The sequence below is a fragment of the Rhizobium sp. BK176 genome (assembly GCF_024808055.1).
Genome location: NZ_JANUBV010000004.1, coordinates 340,058 through 364,477, shown reverse-complemented (window position 1 = coordinate 364,477; position 24,420 = coordinate 340,058). Strand labels below are relative to the sequence as shown.

General features: G+C 54.7%; 23 protein-coding genes and 1 tRNA gene. 10 read left to right on the top strand and 14 right to left on the bottom strand.

Annotated elements, in window-relative coordinates; genetic code table 11:
* From FHT76_RS17190 to FHT76_RS17155, 8 genes are all read left to right on the top strand, one after another.
* The gene (locus FHT76_RS17190) at nt 1-1,101 is read left to right on the top strand and encodes a DegT/DnrJ/EryC1/StrS aminotransferase family protein (protein ID WP_259185721.1); all 1,101 of its coding nucleotides are present in this window, start codon (nt 1-3) and stop codon (nt 1,099-1,101) included.
* A 17-nt stretch (nt 1,102-1,118) separates the two neighbouring features.
* Nucleotides 1,119-1,901, top strand: coding sequence for an ABC transporter permease (locus FHT76_RS17185; RefSeq protein ID WP_405049505.1), 783 nt, complete (start codon nt 1,119-1,121; stop codon nt 1,899-1,901).
* Nucleotides 1,898-2,644, top strand: a complete 747-nt coding sequence (locus tag FHT76_RS17180; protein ID WP_259185720.1) for an ABC transporter ATP-binding protein — start codon at nt 1,898-1,900, stop codon at nt 2,642-2,644. The genes FHT76_RS17185 and FHT76_RS17180 overlap by 4 nt, the downstream gene beginning before the upstream one ends.
* Nucleotides 2,645-2,952: 308 nt before the next feature.
* Nucleotides 2,953-4,719: a hypothetical protein gene (locus FHT76_RS17175; protein WP_259185719.1), complete on the top strand. Its 1,767-nt coding sequence runs from the start codon at nt 2,953-2,955 to the stop codon at nt 4,717-4,719.
* A complete protein-coding gene (locus FHT76_RS17170; protein ID WP_259185718.1) occupies nt 4,710-6,344 on the top strand; it encodes a glycosyltransferase in 1,635 nt (544 codons plus the stop codon). The genes FHT76_RS17175 and FHT76_RS17170 overlap by 10 nt, the downstream gene beginning before the upstream one ends.
* 422 nt (nt 6,345-6,766) lie before the next feature.
* Nucleotides 6,767-7,642, top strand: coding sequence for an FkbM family methyltransferase (locus FHT76_RS17165; protein WP_259185717.1), 876 nt, complete (start codon nt 6,767-6,769; stop codon nt 7,640-7,642).
* 93 nt (nt 7,643-7,735) lie between these two features.
* A complete protein-coding gene (locus FHT76_RS17160; protein WP_259185716.1) occupies nt 7,736-8,374 on the top strand; it encodes a NeuD/PglB/VioB family sugar acetyltransferase in 639 nt (212 codons plus the stop codon).
* Between the two features lie 8 nt (nt 8,375-8,382).
* Entirely contained in the window at nt 8,383-9,495 is a 1,113-nt protein-coding gene (locus FHT76_RS17155; RefSeq protein ID WP_259185715.1) for a glycosyltransferase family 1 protein, read from the top strand.
* 54 nt (nt 9,496-9,549) lie between these two features.
* On the opposite strand, the gene FHT76_RS17150 is transcribed toward FHT76_RS17155, so the two are convergent.
* The 4 genes from FHT76_RS17150 to FHT76_RS17135 all read right to left on the bottom strand — a co-directional run bounded on the left by FHT76_RS17150 (nt 9,550) and on the right by FHT76_RS17135 (nt 13,812).
* Nucleotides 9,550-10,683, bottom strand: a complete 1,134-nt coding sequence (locus FHT76_RS17150) for a glycosyltransferase family 4 protein (protein WP_259185737.1) — start codon at nt 10,681-10,683, stop codon at nt 9,550-9,552.
* A 415-nt stretch (nt 10,684-11,098) separates the two neighbouring features.
* Nucleotides 11,099-11,764 carry a hypothetical protein gene (locus FHT76_RS17145; protein WP_259185714.1) on the bottom strand — a complete coding sequence of 222 codons (666 nt, stop codon included), beginning with the start codon at nt 11,762-11,764 and terminating at the stop codon, nt 11,099-11,101.
* 581 nt (nt 11,765-12,345) lie between these two features.
* On the bottom strand, nt 12,346-12,897 hold the full coding sequence (locus FHT76_RS17140) for a hypothetical protein (protein WP_259185713.1): 552 nt from the start codon (nt 12,895-12,897) through the stop codon (nt 12,346-12,348).
* A gap of 342 nt (nt 12,898-13,239) precedes the next feature.
* On the bottom strand, nt 13,240-13,812 hold the full coding sequence (locus FHT76_RS17135; RefSeq protein WP_259185711.1) for a hypothetical protein: 573 nt from the start codon (nt 13,810-13,812) through the stop codon (nt 13,240-13,242).
* Nucleotides 13,813-14,957: 1,145 nt separating this feature from the next.
* On the opposite strand from FHT76_RS17135, the gene FHT76_RS17130 reads away from it, so the two are divergent.
* Nucleotides 14,958-15,302: a DUF982 domain-containing protein gene (locus tag FHT76_RS17130; RefSeq protein WP_259185709.1), complete on the top strand. Its 345-nt coding sequence runs from the start codon at nt 14,958-14,960 to the stop codon at nt 15,300-15,302.
* A gap of 79 nt (nt 15,303-15,381) precedes the next feature.
* Here the strand turns inward: FHT76_RS17130 and FHT76_RS17125 are convergent, their stop codons facing one another.
* Together FHT76_RS17125 and FHT76_RS17120 are read right to left on the bottom strand one after the other, a co-directional pair.
* Nucleotides 15,382-16,482, bottom strand: coding sequence for a hypothetical protein (locus FHT76_RS17125; RefSeq protein WP_259185708.1), 1,101 nt, complete (start codon nt 16,480-16,482; stop codon nt 15,382-15,384).
* A gap of 519 nt (nt 16,483-17,001) precedes the next feature.
* Nucleotides 17,002-17,319: a hypothetical protein gene (locus FHT76_RS17120; RefSeq protein WP_259185706.1), complete on the bottom strand. Its 318-nt coding sequence runs from the start codon at nt 17,317-17,319 to the stop codon at nt 17,002-17,004.
* 206 nt (nt 17,320-17,525) lie between these two features.
* Here FHT76_RS17120 and FHT76_RS17115 point away from each other — a divergent pair, with 206 nt between their 5' ends.
* Complete coding sequence (locus FHT76_RS17115; protein ID WP_259185704.1) at nt 17,526-18,239, top strand: SHOCT domain-containing protein; 714 nt, start codon at nt 17,526-17,528, stop codon at nt 18,237-18,239.
* 894 nt (nt 18,240-19,133) lie between these two features.
* Here FHT76_RS17115 and FHT76_RS17110 read toward each other — a convergent pair.
* The 8 genes from FHT76_RS17110 to hisD all read right to left on the bottom strand — a co-directional run bounded on the left by FHT76_RS17110 (nt 19,134) and on the right by hisD (nt 24,406).
* Entirely contained in the window at nt 19,134-20,342 is a 1,209-nt protein-coding gene (locus FHT76_RS17110) for a site-specific integrase (RefSeq protein WP_259185703.1), read from the bottom strand.
* 316 nt (nt 20,343-20,658) lie between these two features.
* Nucleotides 20,659-20,734: transfer RNA gene (locus FHT76_RS17105), tRNA-Phe, on the bottom strand.
* Nucleotides 20,735-20,917: 183 nt separating this feature from the next.
* A complete protein-coding gene (yacG, locus tag FHT76_RS17100) occupies nt 20,918-21,124 on the bottom strand; it encodes a DNA gyrase inhibitor YacG (RefSeq protein ID WP_259126491.1) in 207 nt (68 codons plus the stop codon).
* A 17-nt stretch (nt 21,125-21,141) separates the two neighbouring features.
* Nucleotides 21,142-21,762, bottom strand: coding sequence for a Maf-like protein (locus FHT76_RS17095; RefSeq protein WP_016552710.1), 621 nt, complete (start codon nt 21,760-21,762; stop codon nt 21,142-21,144).
* A gap of 49 nt (nt 21,763-21,811) precedes the next feature.
* Nucleotides 21,812-22,030 carry a translation initiation factor IF-1 gene (infA, locus tag FHT76_RS17090; protein ID WP_003545338.1) on the bottom strand — a complete coding sequence of 73 codons (219 nt, stop codon included), beginning with the start codon at nt 22,028-22,030 and terminating at the stop codon, nt 21,812-21,814.
* A 118-nt stretch (nt 22,031-22,148) separates the two neighbouring features.
* Nucleotides 22,149-22,625, bottom strand: coding sequence for a low molecular weight phosphatase family protein (locus FHT76_RS17085; protein ID WP_183860265.1), 477 nt, complete (start codon nt 22,623-22,625; stop codon nt 22,149-22,151).
* Between the two features lie 5 nt (nt 22,626-22,630).
* Nucleotides 22,631-23,104 (bottom strand): UPF0262 family protein, encoded by a 474-nt coding sequence (locus FHT76_RS17080; protein WP_183860266.1) that lies wholly within the window; start codon nt 23,102-23,104, stop codon nt 22,631-22,633.
* A 3-nt stretch (nt 23,105-23,107) separates the two neighbouring features.
* On the bottom strand, nt 23,108-24,406 hold the full coding sequence (gene hisD, locus FHT76_RS17075; protein ID WP_183860268.1) for a histidinol dehydrogenase: 1,299 nt from the start codon (nt 24,404-24,406) through the stop codon (nt 23,108-23,110).
* Between the last annotated feature and the right edge of the window lie 14 nt (nt 24,407-24,420).

Here is a 24,420-nt window from a genome sequence, read left to right as displayed (position 1 = left end):
ATGTCCCGTATTCCCGTATATGAGCCCCAACTCGGCGGAAACGTATCCGCCTACGTGAACGAATGTCTCTCGACGGGTTGGATCTCGTCCCGGGGCCAGTTCATTTCGAAATTTGAAGACGCATTCGCGCGCTATGTCGGTGCGGAAGCTGCGACAACAGTGTCAAATGGCACTGTCGCTATTCACCTCGCTCTCGAGGCGCTGGGCATAGGGCCGGGAGACGAAGTCATCGTTCCCAGCTTCACGTACATTGCTTCAGTCAACACAATACTTCAGACGGGCGCGAGGCCTGTTTTTGTGGATTCGCTCGATGCCACGCTTCAAGTCGATCCGGTCTTGGTCGAAGCCGCAATTACCCCGCGAACCAAAGCGATAATGGTTGTCCATCTGTATGGCCATCCCTGTGATATGGATGCCATCGTTGAAATATGTCATCGCCGCGGTCTTCTACTGGTCGAAGATTGTGCCGAAGCCTTCGGCACGCGATGGAAGGGACAGCATGTCGGCACCTTCGGTGATGCCGCAACGTTCAGCTTCTTCGGAAACAAGACAATAACGACTGGTGAAGGCGGCATGGTCTTGGCTCGCGATCACGGCGTCATGGAGAAGTGCCGGCGACTAAAGAGCCAGGGTGTTTCACCCACGCGCGAGTACTGGCACGATATGCTGGCATTCAACTATCGCATGACGAACATACAAGCGGCGATCGGCTTGGCCCAGCTCGAACTCGCGGAGGATTTTCTGCAGCGAAAATCCAAGATCGCTCAGTACTACGCGTTGCGGTTTAGCGGCTTGCCCGCACGTACTCATGTTCCCGTCGGCGATGTCACGCATTCTTACTGGATGTGTTCGCTCATCGTGGATCAAGCTGAGGTGAGAGATTCGTTGCGTTCCCACTTAAGTGAACGGAACATCGAGACCCGACCATTCTTCCCTATGGCGCACGGCATGCCGCATTGCCAGACAGATCAAGTGCTGCCGATCGGTGAGAACCTGAGCGCTCGGGGCATAAACTTGCCTAGTTACCCGGGTCTCACTGACGAGCAACTTGATCACATCTGTGGATCGGTATGCGAGTTCTTTGATCATACCGCAGCTTGAACGGGCGGAGCAAATCGTTGCTTGATTACGCAAAGGGAATTTGGATGGCCCGGTATTTCTGGGTCCATCTAATGATGTCTGATCTTCGAGCACGTTGGAGAAGGTCGTTCTTTGGCATATTCTGGTCGATGCTACAGCCGCTCGGTTTGACCATCCTGATCTCGATCGTTTTCAGCCGAATTTTCAAATCCTCGATCGCAGAGTACGCGCCATACATTCTCTCCGGCGTAATTATCTGGGAATATATCGTTTTCAACGTGACAGGCGGTGCTTTGGCGTTTGTCCAAGCGGACGCGTACATAAAGCAGACTCGGCATCCGCTGGCGATCTACACGCTGCGAAACGTCCTGTCCGGAATGATAATTCTCGCCCTCGCGGGTGTAAGTCTAATCGGCTGGGTGCTAGTGGTCATGCCGCAAAACTTCGGATGGTGTTGGCTTGCTGCACTTTCCGTTTTCCCGCTTATCGGAATGGTCGTATGGCCGTGGGCGACAATCATGGCCTACTTTTCGGCCAGGTTTCGCGACCTGCCGCACGCGCTTGGCCTCATTCTTCAAGCGATCTGGTTTGTATCGCCGGTTTATTTCGAGCCCTCAGTATTTCGCAACGGCAACCTTCACGTGCTGCTCGACTACAATCCAATCTATCATTTGCTCCAAATCGTTCGCGCTCCCTTACTTCACGGCGAATGGCCGACCGCCGCCAACTATTTGTGGTGCCTCGGTGCTGCATTCATTTTGGCGGGCGTCGCAATCGTTGTTGGCAGACGTGCAGAAAAGCGGGTGATCTTTTACCTATGACAAACAAGATCGTATTGAGCGACGTGAATCTTCACTATGCCTCCGTCGCTTTCAAAGAACGCTCCCTGAAGACAATGCTCGCATCCATGGTAAAGGGCCCTGGAGCGCGGAAGACAATCGCGGACATCCATGCATTAAAGGATGTAAGCTTGAGCATTGTTCCGGGGGAGCGAGTGGGGCTGCTTGGGCATAACGGTGCTGGAAAAAGCACGTTCCTCAAGATGGTAGCGGGGCTGTATCCCATTTCGTCGGGTAAAAGGACCGTTGAGGGTACGGTCAGATCTCTCTTCGACATAAGCCTCGGGTTCGAACCCGATGCCACTGGCCGGGAAAACATCCTCTACCGTGGGCTGCTTCTGGGGCTCACTCCAAAATTCATGCGATCGCTCGAAAGAGAGATCGTTGAGTTCGCTGATATAGGCGAGTTCATCGATTACCCAATCAAGACCTATTCGGCTGGCATGCAAGTGCGCCTTGCCTTTGCGATCTCAACCGCGGTCGGTGGAGATATCCTGCTGCTGGATGAAGTTATTGGAGCTGGTGACGCAAACTTCATGATCAAGGCACGCAAGCGTATTGGAGACCTTGTGGAGAAGGCCGAGATACTTTTGTTGGCTTCACATGATTTTCAAACCCTGCAATCTATTTGCAAGCGCGGACTGGTGTTCCATCATGGTCAGATTGTCTTCGACGGCCCAATTGAAGAGGCGGTCACGCATTACAAAAAAGTGAACCATGTCTGACATCGTTGGATTTCAGTAAGCCAATTCGATGTGAAAAGCTTGTGTTCGCCCTTGTCGCCAGCGAACCTATTGCCGGCCATACTGATTGTTTGGCTCGTTTCCGGCCCGACGTTCCGAGTGATCACGATGAGGTTGTCAGAAACAGGCAAAATGCGCGGCTGGTACAGAGGATTGAATCCAGATGGAGTGTTTGAATGAAGATTCAATCCAGCGCGAGGAACTGTCAACGGCTGGAATCTCCTTGACCTACAGGCCACCGTGCAACTAGTTGATGTTCGCACAAACGGTCACCTGCCAAAGAGAGTTGCATGCATCGGAAAATTAGTGCCCGGGTTGATAACACGCCACGCGTGATGTGGCTGTTGAACCACTCGTCCGCCAGGAAGTTTGAGGTGCCGATGCTGAGAAAACTTGGCTATGAGGTGTTCACGCCTAAGATTTATCCCAATGACGCCAATTTCCGTAGCGCTTCTGTAGATTATCGGGAGGACGCCAATCTCACCATTCCGCCCGAGGCTCTGGAAATCCTCAATAAAGCAGACTGGTACGAGGGCCCTGATCGCAAGGCATGGGAAGTAGCGAATGCCTACTTCGACATGGCGTTCTTTATACTCTTCAATGTTCGTGGCATCGAAAAGATGTGCCGTCGATTCAGCGGAGAGTTGCTGTGGAGAACCTATGGCCTCGCCGGCGATAATACATACAGCCGAGTCCTGACTTCGCATCCAACTTTCATCAGTGCCAAAGCCGCATTCAAGAAACTCGGGTCAAGATTTTGGTTCGCTGAAGGCTATTCGAATCTTCACGAGGTGGAAGAGCCGTGGCTCCAATCGAAGACCGTTTACCTTCCGCTGGGAATGTCAGGGGCCGAGGATGTCGCCGATCCTACCGTATGGTCTGGAGGCGACAAGAGAATATTCTTCGTGTGTCCAGATATTGGTTTTAACCCGCCATACGCTGAGATTTACAACGAATTCAAAAAGCAATTCAAAGGCTTCCCCTATGCCATTGGGGGAACCCAATCGATCGTTGTCGATGATCCAAATGTCCTCGGCTACTTGCCCTTTGAAGAGCATCAAAAGAACATGAGGCATCTGCAGCTCATGTTCTATCATAGTCGGGAGCCGCGCCACATCCACTACCACCCGTTCGAGGCAGTTCGGATGGGGATGCCCCTGATTTTTATGGCGGGTGGAATGCTCGACAGGATGGGTGGAACTTCGCTGCCCGGTCGTGCGCGGACTTGGGAGGAGGCTCGCAGCAAAGTAAAGCGGCTGCTGGATGGCGATGAAAAATTCATCCAGGATGTTCGTCGCACGCAGAGGATACTTCTCGAAGAGATGAAGGAGAAGAACCTTATCCATCATTGGGAGGTCGGCCTTCATACTGTGAGGGATTTTGCTGCCAAGAGACAGACGACTGAGACAACGAGACAGCGCCGCGTTGCCGTTCTCACCAGTTACGAAAATCTGGATCAAGGTCTGCAAACCGCACGCGATATCGATCGGCAATCTAAGGAAGCGAACGAACCTTTGAGGGTTGTCTTGGGGGTTGAGAAACCGAAGGTTCTGCGCGGAAAAAAGGGGAAAGTCACCAAGAAGGTTAAGCCTGCCGAACTGGAGCAGACCGTGGATGAGATTGAAGATCTGGCAGTACGGATTTTCAATTGGAGGGAGATTTCGCTAGCGCAGGCCGAACGGTCATTAGCATACGCCGGGGCCGAGGCCGCCTTGGATGGCGGGGCCATGATGGTGCCGGACGATCAAATCAATTTTTTCCAAGATTGTGATTTGTGGCTGATCGTGGGCGGGCGCATGGACAAACCAGTGCTGCCGCTCAAGCCAATTCTGGCTTTTATCACTGAAGACGTGACAAGCTACTCGAAGCCCAAAAAGAATGATGTCCACCTTGCGAGGATGGGGTTGGTGCCTCGCGCGGATGCTGTGGTTATCCGCAGCGAAGCGACTCGATCCCACATTGCGTCGATGGAAGGGGTAGACCCGACAATCATGCATGTTATCGATGAAAGCTCTAAGGGGGCTTCACTCTTTGAAGTGGTAATGGAATGCCTGTGACGAAGTACGGAATTTATCTAGCCTATGGGCCTCGTGTAGATTTGCGGACCGAAGGTTTGGGTCGCCACCTGGCCGAGTTCCTCAAGGCCACGAGGAATTTCGATGACGCGAAATTTGTTATCGCCGCACCACGGTGGCTCGACGCACCTCTACGGGAGCTGTTGGAAAACTTCGATCTAGATGTTTACGATTTTGAAATTTTCTCTCCAAAGAGACCGTCGCTGCTGAGCTTGCTGTATGGAGCCGCGACAGCAATTTCGGAACGGAAGAAACAGGTTCGCCGAAAGCTGGGAAAGGGGCGTCTGCGGAAGGCCAAGCAATTTCTCTACGCTAAGTTTCGGTTTCTGACCTTCTCAATCGCTAGATCGAGAAGTCCATTGGTCGCCATTGCGGCCTTGCTAGTGGCGTTTATCTTTGCACCATTGGTCTTGCTAGGCGCTGCTCTGAGCCCTGTCGTCGCATTGGTAGTCAGAACGACAGCGAAGCTGCGAATTGGGTCGCGCCTCACGCGAGCAAAACGGCGTTTGAATAGCGGCGGTCGCCTTACCAGGATCAGTCACAACGCGTATCGACTTATGTGCGATGCAGAGGCAACTGCGGTGGCGGATGTGGCGAACGGACTTCGCGACGTAGTAGCTTGGTATTCTCCGACCGCCTTTTGGCCAGAGTTCAACAAGATTCATCGCCCTCGATTGTTATGCGTCCCTGATGTTGTCCCTGTGCACTACTCCGTCGCCTTTGCTACAGAAGAGCCCAATGGCGATCGCCGGATGCATGACTTCAGACGGATCGAGGCGGCGATTGAAGGCGGGGACCGCTTCATCACGTACAGCAAGGAGATCCGCGACGGAACTCTGGCCGATCGGTTCCATATCGATCCGGCCCGTGTCGAGGTTATTCCTCATGGCGCTAACCGCTTGGACCATCTGGTTAATATTACCGGCTTCGTCAATGACGATGAGGCGACCGATACACTGAGCGCACAGCATCTATGGGGTGCCCTGGCTAAGACAATAAATAATGCGAACGCGAGATGGTACGCGTCGAAAGACCTTGGCTTCCTTTTTTATGCCAGTCAAATAAGGCCCAACAAGAACGTGATGAGCCTTCTTCGGGCGTACCACTACCTGCGTCGAACGCAGAACCTGCCCTACAAGCTTCTGATGACAGGCGATTGGCGGGAATCTTCGGATGTCGCGCACTTCATGAACGAGAACCGGCTGCACGATGATGTGCTGTTTGTTCGCGGTCTGAGCGAAAAGGAACTTGCTGCTTGTTACAGACTGGCGACACTGGCGGTCAACCCCTCTCTCGCTGAAGGCGGCATGCCTTTCACCTTTACTGAAAGCGTTTCCGTCGGGACCCCTGCCCTAATGTCGGACATCCCGGTATCCAGAGAGATCATAGTGGACCAAGCGGTCGCGGACCGCACATTTTTTGATGGGTTCGATTACAAGGACATCGCTAGGGCTATCCGGCGCGCTCTGGAGGATATCGATGACCTTTATGCCGTGCAACGAGGTTTCTACGATCGGCATCTAGCATCCCGCTCATGGCGCGAGGTTGTCAGCGAATACATAGGGGCATTGAACAGATCTGCTGTAAAACACGGAGGTGGTCGATGAAGGCGGTAGCGATGGCAACTCGAGATGAGGACTAGCCAAAGCTATCTTAGCTTCGCTTTGAGATGATTGATCACGTCAAAGCACATTGGCGAGAATGCTCGACGTCTGATCTGATCCATAAGGCGTGATTAGGCAGGGCCTGCTTCGGCGAGCGTTGGTCCTGACCGCCGTTAACCAAGATGCCGCGATGTTACTCGTCTTGTGCGGTTGGCTCTCTGCTCGTCCCTGCCGCTCTGTGCGACATATTCTTCGAATTGGCCGATCCGTTGCGATCACCAGTCACGCCTAGGTATTCGGGTGTTGGAAGCTTGGTCCGTTTGTTGGCTACAGGCCTCTTGCCAGAACGTGCAGATCGGTATTGGGTTATGCGACCGCATTCGCTTGCAATTGGGCCTGCGAATGGGCTGAGAAACGGACGATCGATGAAGTTCTATGGTCAGTTTGATCCCCCGGTGGATCGGTTCTTGTTCGAACGATATTTCCCTGATGTGAACATCAAAGGCGTATTTGTGGAATGCGGGGCATTTGATGGTGCGATCGACAGCTCTTGTCGATTTTTCGAAGAAGCGGCTGGCTGGAGCGGTTACAACATCGAGGCGGTGCCGTATCTCTTTCAGAAACTCGTTGCCAATAGACCCAACAGCAAGAACCTACAGATTGCGTTGTCAGGCGAAAGCGGCAGCACCACTTTCCGGCATGCGGTGCATCCCAGCCTTGGGCAAGACTTCGGCAATGGCTCTATCAGCCACTCGGAGTCCCATATACAGGAGCTAATTGACCGGAACTGCACATTCGAAGAGTTCACTGTTGAGACTCTAACCTGGCGCGATTTTGTAGCGCGCGAAAACATTCGGCATGTCGATCTGTTCGTTCTTGATGTGGAGGGCCATGAGCTATCTGTCCTCGAAGGGATGAAAGGCACATCAATACTCCCCAGCGTGATGTGCGTTGAGTTCGGCCATATCGACCTTACCGTGCTGGTCTCTGCAATGGCCTCGCTTGGATATCACTACGACATTCACTCGTGGGCAAATGCCTACTTTATCCGTGCTGACATGCTTTCGCTTTTTGCTTTTAGGCGCGCCGCCCTCGTGCATGAAGACACTATTCCGAAGGCACAGTATGAGGCGTTGGGAAAGGACCATCAGCTGTTGGTAACCCAGTATGAGGCCTTGGGAAGAGAGAGAGATTGGCTCATAGCGCGAGAGGCTGAATTAGTGAGGGTGATCAAAGCTCTTGAAAACTCCAAGATCATGCGGATGGCGAAAGCCATCAAGAAGCTGGTCGGGAAATCATAAGCTTGTTTTCAAATCGAATGTGACATGTTGAAATTAATAGCATTCTCGAACTGTGGCGCATGGTGCTCCGATATCTGAAACGTAAAGGGCAAAATGGTGTCGACAATTGACTCCCTCTCGGCTCAGAAGCTTCCGGGTGGTCTTTATATTTTGGGATTTGGGGGACACGCACGCAGCGTAGCTGATATAGCTGTGTCGGTGGGCTGGAACAGCATCGTATTCATTGATCCAAACGTCAAAGATGGCGAGCGCTTTTCAAGCTACCGGACAGTTCGGGAGCTTCCATATCCAGAGCCTACTTGGCGATTCTTTCCCGCAGCGGGCGACAATATTCGGCGACGCGCTCAGATCGAGCGTCCGTCAGCAAAATGGGCAACTTTGATCTCACCCAGCGCACGGCTTGGCCTGGAGGCCAATGTTGGACAAGCGACTTTTGTAGGCCACGGCGCGCATATCGGACCTGGAGCCGTTGTAGGAAGGGGCGTTATCTTGAACACTCAATCTATTATTGAACACGAAGCAGTGATCGGGGACTACACCCACGTTTCTGTAAATGCCGTGGTCGCGGGCCGCGCCAAGATCGGACGAAGCGTTTTTGTCGGGGCTGGCGCTGTTGTAATTGACTCAGTCTCCGTATGCGATGATGTGGTGATCGGTGCGGGTGCAGTGGTAACGACTAGCATTGATGAACCAGGGGTGTACGTGGGTGCCCCTGCTCGCCGGGTCAAGTGATCACTAAGATGAGAATTGGTATCGATGCCCGAAATCTAGTTCCAAAGCTGTCGGGCATTGGACGTTATGTGATCGAGACAAGCCGGCATCTGGCTGAACTCGGGCACGACGTCTTATTGTATCTTCCTGAGCCGCCTTCCGATGCAGAATCCATCCCGCCTGGCGTCGTTCAGAATGTTTCACAGTTCAACGGTGCTTTGCCGCGGATTTTATGGGGCAACACGCGGTTGCCGAAGCTGGCACGACAAGATCAGCTAGACATTCTTTGGGGACCCGCGCATCGCCTGCCGATTTTGGGCAGTATTGCGGTACCTCAAGTGCTCACGATACATGACCTCGTTTGGTACCATGCCTCGGGTACAATGCGATTTCGCGGTTGGCTCGGTGAACGAGTTTTCATGGGACGGTCCATACGAAGAGCGGATCGCATTGTATCGGTGTCCTACGCAACAAGGTCGGCTGTTGCTGCCTTATACCCTTGGGCAGAGGATAAGATCGACGTTGTCTATCCGGGATGTACACCCCTCAAAAGTGGAATGTCGGCCGAAATACTCGACAGTCAAAATATCGACCGTCCATTCGTGCTTTTCGTTGGAACTCTTGAACCGCGGAAAAATTTGATCGGACTACTGGAAGCCTTTGCCGCGCTGCCGGAATCCGTTCGAGCTGGACTCCTCCTTGTTATTGCCGGAGGGCAAGGTTGGGCGCTTGGCGACCTCGAGGCGGAAATCACGAGACTAGAATTGAGCGCAAATGTCCGCTTGACAGGGTTTGTCTCCGATGCCGAGCTCGGAGCACTTTATCAGACCGCCAAGTTTCTTGCGATGCCATCTCACTACGAGGGATTCGGCCTACCCATAATCGAGGCAAACGCGGCGGGTATTCCAGCGCTGACGTCCAATACTTCGTCGATGCCAGAAGTTGGGGGAGAAGCCGCGCTGCTGGTGGAGCCATCGAGCGTTCAATCGATAGCAGATGGGCTCGAACGCCTTGCCACCGACGTATCTCTGTATTCGAAACTCAGCTCTGCAGCTAGGGCTAACGCAGGAAGGTTCGATTGGCGAACGAGTGCCTTGGCGTTGTCACGGGTTTTTGAAGAGACCCTCGGTGGCCGAAACTAGTTAGCTAATCGGAGTCCGACGCCACAGCGCGCGCACATGGTATGACGCGCTATCTCAGGAGGAGACATTGGGTCCGTCAGTGCCAGCCAGAGTCCCATAGAGATCTGCGTACGACGTTGCCATCCTCTCTGCAGTAAGCAAGCTTTGATACCTCGCCCGCGCGGCAGTGCCCATCGAACGAACTAGATCGTCGCTGTGCGAAAGCCGTGTCATCGCGGCTGCCAACTCTATCGAGTTGTCGGGGCGGACGACGAACCCCGTCTCGCCCTCGACATTCACGAAGGATGTCCCGGTTCCGATTTCGCAGGAGATCATCGGCTTCCCGAACATTGCCGCCTCTACAAGTGAAAGGCCAAACGCCTCGGAGCGTAGGTGCGATGGAAATACGAAGCCAGTGCTCAGTTCGAGGAGAGCCGACTTATCGGCATCCGACAGTGCGCCAAGAAAATGGACGTTTCCGAGGCGGTGGTCATTCGCATAAGCCTTTAGTGAGGCCTCCATTGGCCCTTCCCCGACCAGCAAGATATCTAGCTCAGTCTGCCTGGCGGCCTCCAAGAGGATATGAACCCCTTTGTAGTAACGCAGAACACCAACAAAGAGAAAAAACGGCTTGGGATATCTAGCTCGCCAGCATGCCTTCACAACCTCGGATGCGCGCGGATAATCCTGCTCATCTAGGCCAAGCGGGATGACTGTCGTCTTGGCTCTGTAGTGCTGCAATACTTCGCTCGTTGCAACGTAGTTCGGTGACGTAGCCACAATCCTGTCAACACTCGCTAAAAATCGATGCATGACCGGCTTATAAAGCTGCAAGAGAACTCGCTGCTTCACGATATCCGAATGGTAGGTGACGATTGTCGGCTTTTTTAGCCGTGAGGTCAGGTGAACGATGTCCATTACCGGCCATGGGAAGTGATAGTGTATGATGTCTGCCCTTTCGCTGAGCTCGCGAAACCGTGCAAAAACCTCGCGCGAAAAGCCCGTCGAAGCGAGCTCAAAATCGAGCTTGGCCTTGTGAGCGATGTGACCGTCAAACTCCCGACTTTCCCGTTCCGGAGCCTTGCTCAACGAAAGTACGTCAGATTGAATCCCGGATTTGGTCGTCCCTTTAGCGATCGCATGAATTGTCCGCTCAACTCCGCCAAAAGTATCGGGCCAATAGGTCTTGAAAAAATGTAGAACCCGCATCTCACTCCGGTGCCGGATCGTATAGGACGCCGGTCTTTGCTCTCTGTTCAAATCAACCCGCCTTTACGGCAGACATTTGGCTTTGCCGTCTTGGTCTAACTGGCGCCCAAGACGGCCATATAAGCAAAGGCGTGAGAAATAGCAGCCCCTAGCTGCGAGCATGGTGAAACACGTCGTTGAGCAACCAAGGAAAACTACACGCGAACGATCAGCCATCTAGGGACTATGCATGCAGCCGGTAGCCCCCACGAGAATTGGCGATTGGGCCCTTGGTTGTTGGTAGTTCTGATCCCATTGCCCAAAGGCCCACCAGCGCCGCACATCCACCATTCAATGACAATGCCGGCTATCGGCCGTGTATATGACACGCTCGCATGTACTGCGAGCAGACACGCTCGACAGATGTTCAACTTGCTCATTTGCGCCCGTGGTGACGTGCTAGGCGTGAAACATGCTCAAACGCCAATCGAGGAAGTACCGCGACACAAACGGTACACAAGATGCAGCAGATCCAGTACGAGGAAAACAGAGCTTCTTGAGTACCGAAGAGTGCCTCGCCGGTCCGGCATCTGCCGCCGCTGGTACAGGGCGTGCCACCGAAAAGCGTTACGAGCACATTCCAGAGAAGAAAGTGTGCGGCGATACTCAATATCGCATTTCGAAGCTCAGCGTCGCCAACATTCCGAACGTTACCGAATGGATCTAGTTTCCCCAACGACAGCATCAGGCAGCAGAACCAAATGACCCCACCCAGCACCTGTCCGCCCAACACGCCGGTCACGAACCACGCTCGCGGCCAATATAGAAACAACGTCAGCGGAATGCAGAAGGTCATTGCAAGATAGAAACCAAACGCGAAGCGAAGCCGACGTGCCTTTTCCCAAAACATCGCCGAGACGCACAAAGCCAACCCAATCGCACAGAGCACCACTGGCACGGGACCGATAGCGGGGGGCAGTTTCACCAAACCGCTGACAAACAAAGAGAGCGGCAAAGGAATGAAGAAAGCCGCGCCGACCATAGCCGGACGGATCTTTGACTGGTCAGGCAGGCCAATATTTCGTTTACGTTTTTTGCGCATGACTTTTGAGCCTTGGAACGGTCACGGCAAAATATCTTCAGACGGGGGCGCCACCGCACGCGTCACATCATAGTCCAAGATGGAAAGGATAGTCTTTGAAGGAAACCGGTAGTCGTCCTTGGGGAAGCGACGGACCACCCTCATCATCCGATTCAAGTCGGAGGATAACCAAACATCTGCAAGCGCAGACTGATATGGATCTCTGTTATGCCAGTGCGCGCGGAAGTGCAGTCCTTCATTGCTGTCCACATAAATGCATGAGGTAAAACGAGGGTAGTCAGTTACTGCGGGTATCGGGTCCGAGTGCCGGACCCACGTCCTTTGCCCGACAGCTTTCCTAAAGAATCCGTTCGTTGTTATTCGAGCTTCGTCAATTGTTCTGACCCCATTTGGCTCAACGAAGCTTACTACTTCGCTGTAGATTGCCGTTCTTCGAGTATTGATTGATGCTTGGTTAACAATACGGCACATGTTGTCCGGTTTTCTCGAGTCTAGCGAGATTTCGGAATCGGCATGTGAGGGATTGGCCGCGAGCATTCCCAATGCCCAGTACAGAGCAAACCGACGGCGCGATTCTGCACTCATGGCAAAACCTCTTCGGGCGCGGGCGGCTTCACACGCCTGATGTCGTAATCAAAGGTTGTAAGGAGCGTCTTGGAAGGGAACTCTTCGTCATAGAATGGAAATTCCCGGCGCACCTTGCGCAAATTCTGAAAGTCCCTAGTCAGCCACACCTCTGAGTTTGCATACTGGGGAGGTCTATTCCAATAGGCGCGGAGATGCGGACCACCTTTGGCGTCGACGTAGGTACAATAAGAGAACCTCAGGTACTCGGTGTCAGCGGGTGGCGCCTTGTCCAATTTTGTCCATTTAAGATTCGGTGCAACCCTTTCAAATGCTCCTGACGTGGTCACCCGGCGTTCCTGAAGCAGCTGCAGCTTGTCCTTCTGCACCACGTTGACGACTTCGCTGTAAGTATTTGCGTGTCGGGTATTTTTGTAGGCTTGATTGACTATTCCGCAGCCCTGGTCAGGCTTGCGTACTTCCCCCGCGAGCTTTGATCCCGCGTTTGCAGGTGCATTCAAAGCTGAAAACAATACCGCCGCTGAAGTAATAATTTTAAATTGAAACATGCCTCTTCCCTCTACCTGAGGGAGATAATCTATAGGTCGGCGATTCTGTCAATTCATGGCACCTTCAGTGCGTCCTGCTCTCGCTTGAAACCGCGCGCGGCGGCCGGCATGCAGATCTACCGCCATTCTCGCGCAAACCCTTCCGTATCCGGGTGCATCGTATCCCGTACGAATGAGGAAGCCTAAAGCCTACGCCGGGTTTCGTGGTCTTGCATCCCCGAAGGTCGTACGATTGAAAAGACTTTGGTCCGAGCGGAAAGTGGCTGTCGGTCCAAAACTTTAGACCGGCGAACAATAGATGGTTCACCCGCATCGGTCGCCGAAGTTGGGCCTGTGAGCGGCCTACAGCTTACAGGGGTTTCCCCCACACGTATATTTTGTAGGCGGTCGGACTGCTTTCCGCCCGTAGTCAAACAGCGAAACCGCCGTTGCGAACGGAAAAAGCTCGTCCCCTTGTGGAAAGCGACGTATTACCTTTTTCACTTTCATCTCGTCCGAATCCACCCAAACTTCACTTCCGGCAACATGGCCTTGATGGTGATAGGTGGCATAAAAGCGGCGGCCATCCTTCATGTCCTTACGCGTGCAGGAGGTAAACCTCTGCCAGTATGGAGACTCGTTGTTAAACCGGTCCCAATCCGTTTCGCCGGTATATCGTTGATAACCGTACAGGTCGTATATGATCACCGTTGAGTACTCGACCAGCTTCCCATCCGGTTTCAACTCGTAGATTGTTTCTCGATATCGCGACTGTTCGCGCATAGCCCTATATGCCGAATTCAGATCGGCACAGGTGTTATCAATCAGTCTTGGCCGGTCTCTGCTCTCATGGTCGATGTCGTGAGCAATTCCTCTTTCCGCCGTCAAAGACGCGATAGAAAATATTAAAAAAATAGCAATAGAACGTAGTTGCATTATAAAGCATCCCTCGACCTCTGAGGGAAATCATTCTGGATACTGATGCCTCTGTCAATTGACCATCGCTGTATCCCCCGCCGGACTTTCGCTTGTCCGTGATGCCCGGAGCATAGGCCTCTAGTGGACGACATCGCCCAGCCAGTCGCCTGTGTCTCTTTCAACCTTTCCAGCGCTTCGATTATCTGGATCAGCCTGGCGGCCATCATCCCCCAAACATCCAAGGCGAGGTCAACCAAAAGCCTCTCCCAACGAACGCAATCGCGGTGAGGACAAGAAGCAGGGCCAAGATGATGCCCGGAATGTCGAAGCAGTTCATTCCTGTTCCTCGCCAGTGCTCGCTCATTCACTAACGAGCAAGTCCCGGATACTGCGGAGGGGTCCGCCGCAATATCCGGGCTGCACTATGTCCTCTGGGTTATGAGCACGTCTGAAGGCTACACCATCGCTGGTCCTTCGCCGTTTTTCGGAAGTCGAACGATTAATGGGACTTAGGTCTGAGCGATTGGCTGTTCCAGTCGCTTTTTCCACCGGATGAATGCACTACTTGCGCCGCGCACAATCCCCCTGTAGCAATTTGCTAAAGCAACTCGGGAGTTGGCATGCTGAAACCTCATCTACTTCTTCTGATCTGCAGTATAATTTATATGATTACTTTACTCTCTTCCGGTTTCTTTCCATGACAAGACGTGGCCCCCTGAGAGGCGCTATTTCAGGTAGGCTGACCGCCACCGGCATCTTTCTTTGCCTCTTCCACTTTGGCTGCTCCATCCGCCCCTGGACCAATCGTGTGATTTGGCCAAGGGCCGATTCAACGCAGCCCTTGGCCGAGGATCCTTCGACCCTGCGCCGCGGTTAACCAACCCGTTCTCGACGCCCAGCCACGATGACTTCTGCGGGTCCGAAATGATATCCGTAAAATGTCGTATTTTTTGGCGGTCGAGATGAAAAAGAGCCCCGCTTGATAGGCGGGGCAGGTGGTGACGAGGAAAGGAAAGAGGGAGTGTGCGTTCCCTCTTCTGCGCGCAAAACTGATTGCGCAGGCCGTTTGCTCCTGTCATCCAGCATACAAATTAGTACTTTCTCATAAAGCGAGTCTTGACTCTCCGGTTCCAATCCTCACCTGATTCGGCCGGAGGTGACGCATGTCCCAATACGTAGGTGAAACTTTCCCCATTAGAGACTGCTTGGTGTGCGGCGAGAAGCGCAACGGCATCTACATGCGCCGGCACTCGAACCTTGCCGATCTCGCCTATAGCCTGCTTTACCGCTGGCCGGAGGATCATCGAGGCAAGGAGTGGGTGGTTGCCCAGACCATGTGCCTAGAGGCCATGGAAGGCACGCTTGACCCTGAGAAAGCCAGAGCGGCATTCGTAGCTGCAGCCATTGCCGCTGAGATGCTGATGGTCAAGGAGGAGCATATTCAGCAGCGGCCGGAAAGGCGGGCTGCAAAGAGCAAGCGGGGGCAGGGGCAGTCACCGAGTCCTTAGCGGTTCACGACCTGTATCCGAACGCCTTCGCGCAACCGGATCAATCCACTGGCCTTCAACGGGTAAAGCGCCAAAAAATTTAGCCTCCATTGACATCCGAAGGCGTAATCGCGCTCGCTGGATCATAGTTGTAGAGTTCAATCACCGCTTGAGTTCGGAACTCCCAGTTGGGGTCATCATACCGACGGAGGGTCTTCATCGTTCGCCCGTCTTTGCCGGAGACCCAAATATCGATGTCGGCGACGTACGGGAATTTATGCCATCTTGCTGTGTAGTGAGTTGCTTGCTCCGATCCGAGCTTAGCTTCCTCGCCGAAGCTGCAATCGGAAAACTTCGGTCCATCGCGATCAACGATAGTCCAATTATCAGGGTCGTAGGTTGACCACGAGCTTGCGAGTGGATGTTTTTCAAACTGTTTTGTCTTGGTAATCCTAATCTCTCGGAGCGCGTCCAGAGAGCCGTCCTCATCTACCTCATAAATGACCTCGCTGTATTCCCTGCTTCGGCGGGTCTTTACGTACGCTGTGTTCACGGCATCGCATGTGGGATCATTTGTCCGTACACCCCGCGTGACGATTGATGCATCGTTGGGACGCTTCGCTGCCTGAGCATTATAGTCAAAGGTGGAAATGACGGTTGAGAATGGGAACTCTTTTTTGTCGGGCGGATACCGACGTATGACCTTCAAGAGCTTCTTTCTATCGGGCGTCAGCCAGATTTCGGCCGAGGCACGGTACCCAGGCTTGTTCCAATTGGCATAGTAGTGAAAGCTGTTATTTTCGATGCCGGCCGCCGTACATGATGTGAATCTTTGATCATACGGATCGACCTCGTGAAGGCTGAATTTCTGCCAAGCCGATCTACCCGAAAATCTCTCGAACGAGTTCGAAGCCGTGTAAATGATCTCGATGTATTCTCTCGTTTTCCCGCCTACAAACGCTTGGTGGACCAATTCCCGGTAATTGTAGCCCTTCCGTGTATTCACGTCTGCTTCATTGACGGTGAGACAGCTACGGTCCAACCGTTCAGGTTCCTCCGGCCGACGTGCATCAGCGGCGAAGCTGATTGTTGTCTGCGCAAAAAGAACCGCAGCGAAAAAGGCCGCACCCACGAAGGCGGTTAGAGATGCACATAACGTCGCGATCAATTTGCTTGCCGTATCTTTGACCGCCGGTCCCATGCACTGACATCGGCGGGCGGACGATCACTTATGGTCAGTAAACATCCGGGTTCTTGCCCGAACCGACAGGTAGTGGCGCGAAATGTAAGCACTTGACCGGAGTACCGCTTGTTTGGGGCGCCCGTAAACGGCGCTGCCTTGATGACATCCTTGCGGACCGCCGTCTCAAGGGCTTTGCGTAACGCGTCGGGTCGTCCACTGGAGACAGTCCTTGGCCCATGTATAAGGTTACCTGAGCCGTCGATCATAAAAAAAGCAATGACCTGCGCTTGGCCACTATCGATCAACTCGGGCCAGTTTGGCGGTTTCCTTGAACCGGCTACCGAGATCAAATGGGTGTAAATTGATGGGGTGTCCGCGGCCTGACTGTAGCTTACAGGCGTGAGCAGTACGGCCATAAACAATGCAGCATGAGTTCCGACTTTTCTCAGGAAAATCTTCGGTTGTACCATTCCCCATCCCTCCACTGGAAGGATGTGAGCAACAATTCGATGATTCTGTCAATTCTGGGGAGTTCTGTCAGCTGTCATTGTCTTGTCGTCTATGCCCAGGGTATTTCGTGATTCCATTGTTCTCGAGGAGCCGATCATAATACTCCTCGACTTTCCGCATAGCCTCCCGGCCTTCGGCTTCGTAGCCCTGATGCGGAAGAAGGCGCTTGGCCACGTTAGGGCCATGCCCGGACCAGAGCCAGAAATCTTTCTTCAGGCCGTGAGGTTGAAGCTGGATTCTCCCGATCACGATCTCCCCGTCATACCCAGACCAGTCGGAACCGGTCGGCACGTCGTTGTTATCGATCTTCGTTCGGCGCCATTTGTATTCGGGCTGGTAGGCCATGCGCATAGCGCCTCTGCTTGAAGAGGTCGCCAGGCGCTTCGCCGTCTTTCGAAAGTCGAACGGTTGAACGGACTTAGGTCTAAGCGGAAGATTCCGTTTTGTCTGAACCGTTCAGCAGATCGCTGGTGGCAGCGCAGCCGGATTACGCTCTATAAGGGACCGTCGCAATTGATTGTGCGATTTGATTCGAAATTTTGAGAGTAGAAATGCGCGGTCTTCTGAATATCTTTCTGTTATTCCTTATGCTCTTTGTCTTGGCCATCCTGGCCTTCAGCTCGTTCGTCACGGGCCTCCTCATTCCACTCTATTTTATCTTGGTCTTTATGGGTGCGGCGAAGCGTGAAGCCAAGGTCAAGACGAAGATCGAGGCAATGTTGATGCCCGATGAAAGCGTCGTGGCCGACATCATCGAATACCGTGCGATGGCACTTTTTAGGCGCCGTGTATCCATTGTGGTGACCACCAGCCGAATGATTCTGGTTCGGCGGAAAATCCTGGGCGGCTACGGCATGCTGGACAAGCAGTGGAAAGACCTCAGCAACGCTCAAATGGATGAGAATATCTTTCCCGCGATCTTCGGAACGTCGCTTTCTTTCTCATTCCTGGAGCACGCAGGAAGCAACCTCCGAATTGGCGGCGGTGACCCCGAGAACGCCGCGAAGATCTACAAGTACGCGCAATCCCAAGAGCAAGCATGGGAAGAGAAGCGCCGTATCCGTGGCATTGAAGAAAATCGATCGTTCGCGGGCGCGATCAATCTGGGCGGTATGTTCCAATCGGCTGGTGGCTCGCCCGAGGTATCTCCGACAGACATGATCGCAAACGAGATCAATAGCGCGAAATCCCTGCTTGCCTCAGGTGTCATATCGGACGCCGAGTTCCAGGAAATCAAATCGAAGATCTTGAGCCGGCGGTACTAGAAGGCAGCCAATTGGGAGGCGTGTAGAGACGAGCAGAGGGCCGACGCGTCCCCATGTTCGGCTCTTAGAGACAAACACAATCGCTGTCGCGATAACCGCCTTTGTCGGGCTTGCCTGCGCGTTCCTGGTAGCGGCCTCCTCGGTAACAGTCACCTCCCTTGTTTGACCGGATGTAAAAATGCCCGGAGCTGGAAGACGGCAGGCGCAAGGATCAGCCGTGCAATCAACACGGCTGAGAATTTCTACGTCAGTTCGATGTATAGGGTGAGACGTCTTTTTTTGCGGGAGCCACCGCTCGCGAGGCGTCATAGTCCATCACTGACATAAGCGTCTGTGAGGGTCTCAAGGGATCGTCGTCCGGGAAACGGCGTACCACCCTATGCAATCGTTGAAGATCTAATGTTAACCAAACATCCGCAATCGCACTCTGAGACGGATCGCGGTTGTGCCAATGGGCACGGAAGTGTGGTCCGCCAATGCCATCGACGTAGGTGCAGGAGGTGTATCTTGGATAGTCTACCACCACTGCGCCTCCTGAATATGCGCTCCAAGTTGTCGAGTTCCATGGCTTTCGGTATGTGCCGGACGCTGTGACGCGGAGCTCGTCGATTCCAAAAGTCCCTCTAGCAGTGACGATACTCATGACCTCTCGATAGAGCTCGGTATTCCTTGTGCGAACGTATGCGTGATTTACAATACTGCACATGTTGTCTGGCTTTTTCACGTCGGCCGTCACGGCTGATCCAGCGCTGGCAGCTTCATTCGCTATCGACACCAGCGCAATGCCAGGACTAAGATTCTTGATTGCAACACGTTCATCCCTCTACTTAACAGGGACTAGGCGATGGCCCATTGATTCTGTCAATATGCCTGCCAACGAAGCGCCCACACGGTTCAAAGTCTCCTCAGGCAGAAGGCCTCCCACGCCAACATCACGGCCCGCCGTTGATCAACAAGGTCGGTACGATGGTAGGCACCCTCGACCGAATTCTTGACAATATGGCCGAGCGCACGCTCCGCAATATCGCGGGGGTATCCGTTCTCAGATGCCCAGTCCCTGAAGCTTGAGCGGAAGCCATGGGCGGTGGCAATGCGTCCGGGCGTATCACTCATAACCTCGTTGTCCCGCAGAAACTTGGTGAGCGTCATGTCGCTGATCGGGGTGCCATTTCGTGAGGGGAACACTAACCCTTCGCCGGTCTCCGATTTCTCTAACTGGTTCACAAGGATCTCGACGCCCCTCGGTGTAAGTGGCACGCGATGAATGACTTTCCCTTTCATGCGTGCAGCAGGTACGGTCCATAACGCGTTTGAAAAATCAATCTCATCCCATCGCATCAGACGGAGTTCGCCTGACCGGCAGGCGGTCAAGATCAGAAGCTCCAGCATGTGGCGAGTCGTGTTCGGCATTCCCGCATGAAGGAATTCGGAGACGAAGTCGGGCAGGTCCCGCCATGGAAGCGCAGGTTGATACGCGACACGTTCTCGTTTGCCTGGCTGCTTTGGCAGGAGCTTATCGACAAGGCCCACGGGACTTGCACCGATATATCCGCTGGCAGCAGCCCAGTTCATCACGGCATCGCAGCGCTGTTTAATGCGTGAGGAAGTCTCGGGCTTCAAAAGCCAGATTGGTATTAGGCACGCCGCAAAGTCGGCGGCAACGAGTGCGTTCACCAGTTTGCTTCCGATTGTGGGGAAGACATATTGCTCCAGCGTGTTGATCCACTGATTGATATGCTTCCGGTTGCGGAAGCCCTCAGCCTTGTCAGCGTGATGCAGTCGCGCGGCTTTCTGGAAAGTCGGGACTGCCTCCAGCCGGGCAGACTCTTGTTCCCGCTCCCTGCGAGCGTCAAGTGGATCTCTTCCGTTATCGATCAAACCTCTGGCAGCAAACGCTTTGGTTCTGGCGTCTCGGATCGTGGTGGTCGGATAAGTGCCCAGCCCCATCTCCCGACGCTTTCCGCTTGTCGGCGAAACGAAGCGCAAGATCCATTTCCCGCTGCCGGCCTTGTTACCGGGAACGAGATAGAGGCCGACGATCGTCCCATCTAACAAAGGCTTGTCGTTCGGTTTCAGCTTCCGGGCTTTGGCATCACTGAGCACTTTTTGCAGGCCATCAGAGGTTCGATATCCAGCTAGTCTACGATACGGCGCATATCAGGTACATCCAATGCTACCATCAGCTTGTAACCGACCGTCGCTCGAAAATTGCGGCGACCAACGATGAACACTAGGAACAGCAGATGAGGACCAGCCGATTCCGTCCCTGAAGCCGCCACAAAGAGCGACCTCGCGTGTTGCGTTTGTGTCGCGTGGACTTGCCGAGCGTGCGTGGAAACCGTTGGAAATCAAAGGAAACGAATTGCAACAAAGACGCAACACAATTGTCGTTGAAAATCGCCTAAGTTCTTGAAATTTATGGTGCCCAGAGCCGGAATCGAACCAGCGACACGCGGATTTTCAATCCGCTGCTCTACCAACTGAGCTATCTGGGCTAACCCGCTTCATGCAGATTCTTTCCTGAGAAAGAACCGGGGACCTTGGTTCGCCCCGGAAGCGAGCGGGGTTATAGCATCTTGTCCGGACATGGCAAGCGTCAAAATGACAGTTTTTTGAGACGCCTTGGATTTTTCCGGATTCATCAACGAATTTAATGGCTTCGCCCGTGGAAAACGAGCCTATTCGTTGTCCTCATGCTTCGCTTTTGCTTCGTCGTCGGCAACGGGGATGGCGTAGGAGCCGGAGAGCCAGCGTGAAAGATCGAGCTCACGGCAGCGGTTCGAGCAAAACGGATAGTGTTCGCGGCTCGACGGCTTGCCGCATTCCGGGCAGGGCCGTGTCTTACGCAGCGGCTCGACTTTGGCGGTCTTGTTTTCGTCAGACATCAGCGTCCCTTCGAGGATCAGCCCTCGGGCCACCGGCTGTGCACGTCAAAGCCTTCGCCGGTCAGCAGAAGGATGGTTTCATAAAGTGGCAGACCAACGACATTGGTGTAGGAACCGACCATCTTCTGCACGAATGTGCCGGCCAGCCCCTGGATGCCATAAGCGCCGGCCTTGCCGCGCCATTGCCCGGAGGCAAGGTAGTTCTCGATCTCGAAACCGGAAAGGCGCTTGAAGCGCACCTTGGTCTCAACGATCTTCTGCCTGACCTTGCGGTCTGGCGTGACCAGGCAGACGCCGGTGTAAACCCAGTGGCTGCGGCCAGACAGGAGATAGAGCGAGGCCGATGCCTCATCCGCGAACTCAGCCTTCCCCAAGATGCGGCGACCGACGGCAACTACGGTATCGGCAGAGAGGATATAGCTGCCCTTCCACGTCATGTCGCCCTTGATGGCAGCAAGGGCCGCCTCGGCTTTTTCCGTCGACAGGCGCCGCGCAAGCGATCGCGGGTGCTCCGACTTCTTCGGCGTCTCGTCGATGTCCATCGGCATCAGACGCGAGGGCTCGATCCCTGCCTGGTTCAGCAGATCGACGCGGCGGGGCGAGCCGGAAGCCAGAATGAGCTTGTATTTCAGCGCCATGGAACCTCGACCACCGGGAGACGGAGACAACGGCCTTTCGAGACCAGGCCTACTTGAAGCGGTAGGTGATGCGGCCCTTGGTCAGGTCGTAGGGGGTCATTTCGACGAGAACCTTGTCGCCTGCCAGAACGCGAATGCGGTTCTTGCGCATGCGGCCGGCCGTGTGGGCGATGATCTCGTGTTCGTTTTCGAGCTTTACGCGGAACGTCGCGTTCGGCAGAAGCTCAGTTACAATACCCGGAAATTCGAGGACTTCTTCTTTAGGCATATATTGGTTTTCTTCCTGTCGGTTGAGATGGCAGCCACAGCCGCCCAAAAATTTGCGCGGAAACTACACAATCAATGGGGGTTTGTGAACCTAATTGATCGTGTTTCTGTCATTTGTTTCACGCCGATTGCGCGGCGGTGGAGTTTCGTCTCACCAGCCGGCTCTCAATCAGTTCCATCAGGTGGTCGCGGACTTCGCGGTAACTGTCCAGAATCTGCTCCCGCGTGCCTTGAACAACGGTCGGATCCAGGGTCGGCCAATACATCACTTCGATGGCGTTTGACCGGGTCAGTTCCAGCGCAGCATGGTGCGCCTGCGGCGAGAGCGTGATGATGAGGTCGAAATAGTCATCTTCCAGTTCTTCCAGCGTGTGTGGATGATGCCGGCCGAGCGAAAGGCCGATCTCGTCCAACGCAACGTCAACGAAAGGATCACGCTCTCCGGCACGGACGCCCGCCGACCTGATGTAGACATTGGCCGGCAGCATGCTGCGGGCAATCACTTCGGCCATCGGGGAGCGGATACAGTTCATGCCGCACATGAACAGGATGGCACCCGGCCTCTTCCCTTCGCCTGCCCCGACCGGCGTTTCCATTGGCGTCAGCCGCGCCAGTAGAGCACGCAGACCAGCGTGAACAGCCGGCGTGCCGTATCGAAATCGATCTCGATCTTGCCGTTCAGACGGTCCCTCAGCGTCTGCGAGCCCTCATTGTGAATACCGCGCCGACCCATATCGATCGCCTCGATGCGGCTCGGCGAAGCCGACCGGATTGCCTCATAGTAACTTTCGCAGATCAGGAAATAGTCTTTGACGATGCGGCGAAACGGCGTCAGCGACAGAATGTGGGTTGCGACGGCACCGCCATTCTCTGTCGTGATCGCGAACACCAGCTTTGAATCGACCAGGGATATGTTCAGGCGATAGGGGCCGCCGGAATGACCGACGGGCGTGAAGCTGTTTTCTTCCACAAGGTCGAAAATGGCGACGGCGCGCTCGTGCTCGACGTCGGGCGTCGCTCGGCCGATGGTGTCGTCAAGGACGACGTCGCAAAGCCGAAAGTCGCCCGCCGCCATCTGTCACCCTTCCAGATTGAGGCGGATCGCAACCGATCGCGCATGCCCGTCCAGTCCTTCGGACACGGCGAGCGCGATGGCGGCCGGGCCCAGCGTGCGCAGCTGCTCGGGACCAAGGCGCAGGATCGAGGTGCGCTTGACGAAATCGAGCACGGAAAGCCCTGAAGAGAACCGCGCCGAGCGGGCCGTCGGCAGAACGTGGTTCGAACCACCGACATAGTCGCCGATCACTTCGGGCGTATGGGCGCCAACGAAGATCGCGCCGGCATTGCGGATACGCGGCAGCAGCGCGTCCGGATCGGCAACGGCAAGCTCCAGGTGTTCAGGCGCGATGCGGTTTGCCAACGGAATGGCGTCCTGCAGAGACTTCACCAGAATGATCGCCCCATAGTCGCGCCAGCTGGTGGCAGCGGTTTCGGCGCGATTCAGCGTCTTCAGCTGCCGCTCGACGGCTGCTTCCACCGACCTGGCGAATTCGGCATCATCCGTTGCCAAGATTGCCTGCGCGCTCGCATCATGCTCGGCCTGCGCCAGCAGATCGGCGGCGATCCAGTCCGGATTGTTGTCCTTGTCGGCGATGACGAGCACTTCCGAGGGACCGGCGATCATGTCGATACCGACGGTGCCGAAGACATGCCGCTTGGCGGCGGCGACATAGGCATTGCCGGGACCGGTAATCTTGGCGACGGGCGCGATGGTCGCCGTCCCGTAAGCCAGCGCGGCAATCGCCTGTGCGCCGCCGACGCGGTAAATTTCGCTGACGCCCGCGAGCTTGGCCGCGGCAAGCACCGCAGGATTGACGGCGCCGCCTGTTGCGGGAACGGCAATGACGATGCGATCGACGCCTGCGACCTTCGCCGGCACCGCATTCATCAGCACCGAACTCGGATAGCTCGCAGTGCCGCCCGGCACATAAAGGCCGACTGCCTCGATCGCGGTCCAGCGGGAACCGAGGCCTACGCCCATGTCGTCTTCGTAGATATCGTCCTTCGGCAGCTGGCGACGGTGGTGCGATTCAATGCGCACCTGCGCAACCTTCAGCGCGCCGAGGACTTCCGCCGGAACCGCTTCGATGGCGGCGTCAATCTCCGCCTCGCTCACGCGCATCGGCGTCACGGCAAAATCGATGCCGTCGAATTTCTTCGAATACTCGGCAAGCGCCTCGTCACCGCGCGCCCTGACGTCATCGATGATGGCGCGGACCGCCGTGTTCACATCCTCGGAAACTTCGCGCTTGGTCGTCAGGAAGGCGGCAAACCGTTGCTCGAAGCCTTCCGATGCCTGATCCAGCCAGATTGCCAATGCGATATTCCTCT

Coding starts and splice junctions, on each gene's coding strand:
- FHT76_RS17125 (WP_259185708.1), bottom strand. CDS start 16,482: ATGGGACCGGCGGTCAAAGATACGGCAAGCAAATTGATCGCGACGTTA.
- FHT76_RS17115 (WP_259185704.1), top strand. CDS start 17,526: ATGCGCGGTCTTCTGAATATCTTTCTGTTATTCCTTATGCTCTTTGTC.
- FHT76_RS17120 (WP_259185706.1), bottom strand. CDS start 17,319: ATGGCCTACCAGCCCGAATACAAATGGCGCCGAACGAAGATCGATAAC.
- FHT76_RS17085 (WP_183860265.1), bottom strand. CDS start 22,625: ATGGAAACGCCGGTCGGGGCAGGCGAAGGGAAGAGGCCGGGTGCCATC.
- FHT76_RS17180 (WP_259185720.1), top strand. CDS start 1,898: ATGACAAACAAGATCGTATTGAGCGACGTGAATCTTCACTATGCCTCC.
- FHT76_RS17135 (WP_259185711.1), bottom strand. CDS start 13,812: ATGCAACTACGTTCTATTGCTATTTTTTTAATATTTTCTATCGCGTCT.
- infA (WP_003545338.1), bottom strand. CDS start 22,030: ATGCCTAAAGAAGAAGTCCTCGAATTTCCGGGTATTGTAACTGAGCTT.
- FHT76_RS17145 (WP_259185714.1), bottom strand. CDS start 11,764: ATGCGCAAAAAACGTAAACGAAATATTGGCCTGCCTGACCAGTCAAAG.
- FHT76_RS17130 (WP_259185709.1), top strand. CDS start 14,958: ATGTCCCAATACGTAGGTGAAACTTTCCCCATTAGAGACTGCTTGGTG.
- FHT76_RS17080 (WP_183860266.1), bottom strand. CDS start 23,104: ATGGCGGCGGGCGACTTTCGGCTTTGCGACGTCGTCCTTGACGACACC.
- FHT76_RS17175 (WP_259185719.1), top strand. CDS start 2,953: ATGCATCGGAAAATTAGTGCCCGGGTTGATAACACGCCACGCGTGATG.
- yacG (WP_259126491.1), bottom strand. CDS start 21,124: ATGTCTGACGAAAACAAGACCGCCAAAGTCGAGCCGCTGCGTAAGACA.
- FHT76_RS17170 (WP_259185718.1), top strand. CDS start 4,710: ATGCCTGTGACGAAGTACGGAATTTATCTAGCCTATGGGCCTCGTGTA.
- FHT76_RS17095 (WP_016552710.1), bottom strand. CDS start 21,762: ATGGCGCTGAAATACAAGCTCATTCTGGCTTCCGGCTCGCCCCGCCGC.
- FHT76_RS17190 (WP_259185721.1), top strand. CDS start 1: ATGTCCCGTATTCCCGTATATGAGCCCCAACTCGGCGGAAACGTATCC.
- FHT76_RS17150 (WP_259185737.1), bottom strand. CDS start 10,683: ATGCGGGTTCTACATTTTTTCAAGACCTATTGGCCCGATACTTTTGGC.
- FHT76_RS17155 (WP_259185715.1), top strand. CDS start 8,383: ATGAGAATTGGTATCGATGCCCGAAATCTAGTTCCAAAGCTGTCGGGC.
- FHT76_RS17140 (WP_259185713.1), bottom strand. CDS start 12,897: ATGTTTCAATTTAAAATTATTACTTCAGCGGCGGTATTGTTTTCAGCT.
- FHT76_RS17160 (WP_259185716.1), top strand. CDS start 7,736: ATGGTGTCGACAATTGACTCCCTCTCGGCTCAGAAGCTTCCGGGTGGT.
- FHT76_RS17165 (WP_259185717.1), top strand. CDS start 6,767: ATGAAGTTCTATGGTCAGTTTGATCCCCCGGTGGATCGGTTCTTGTTC.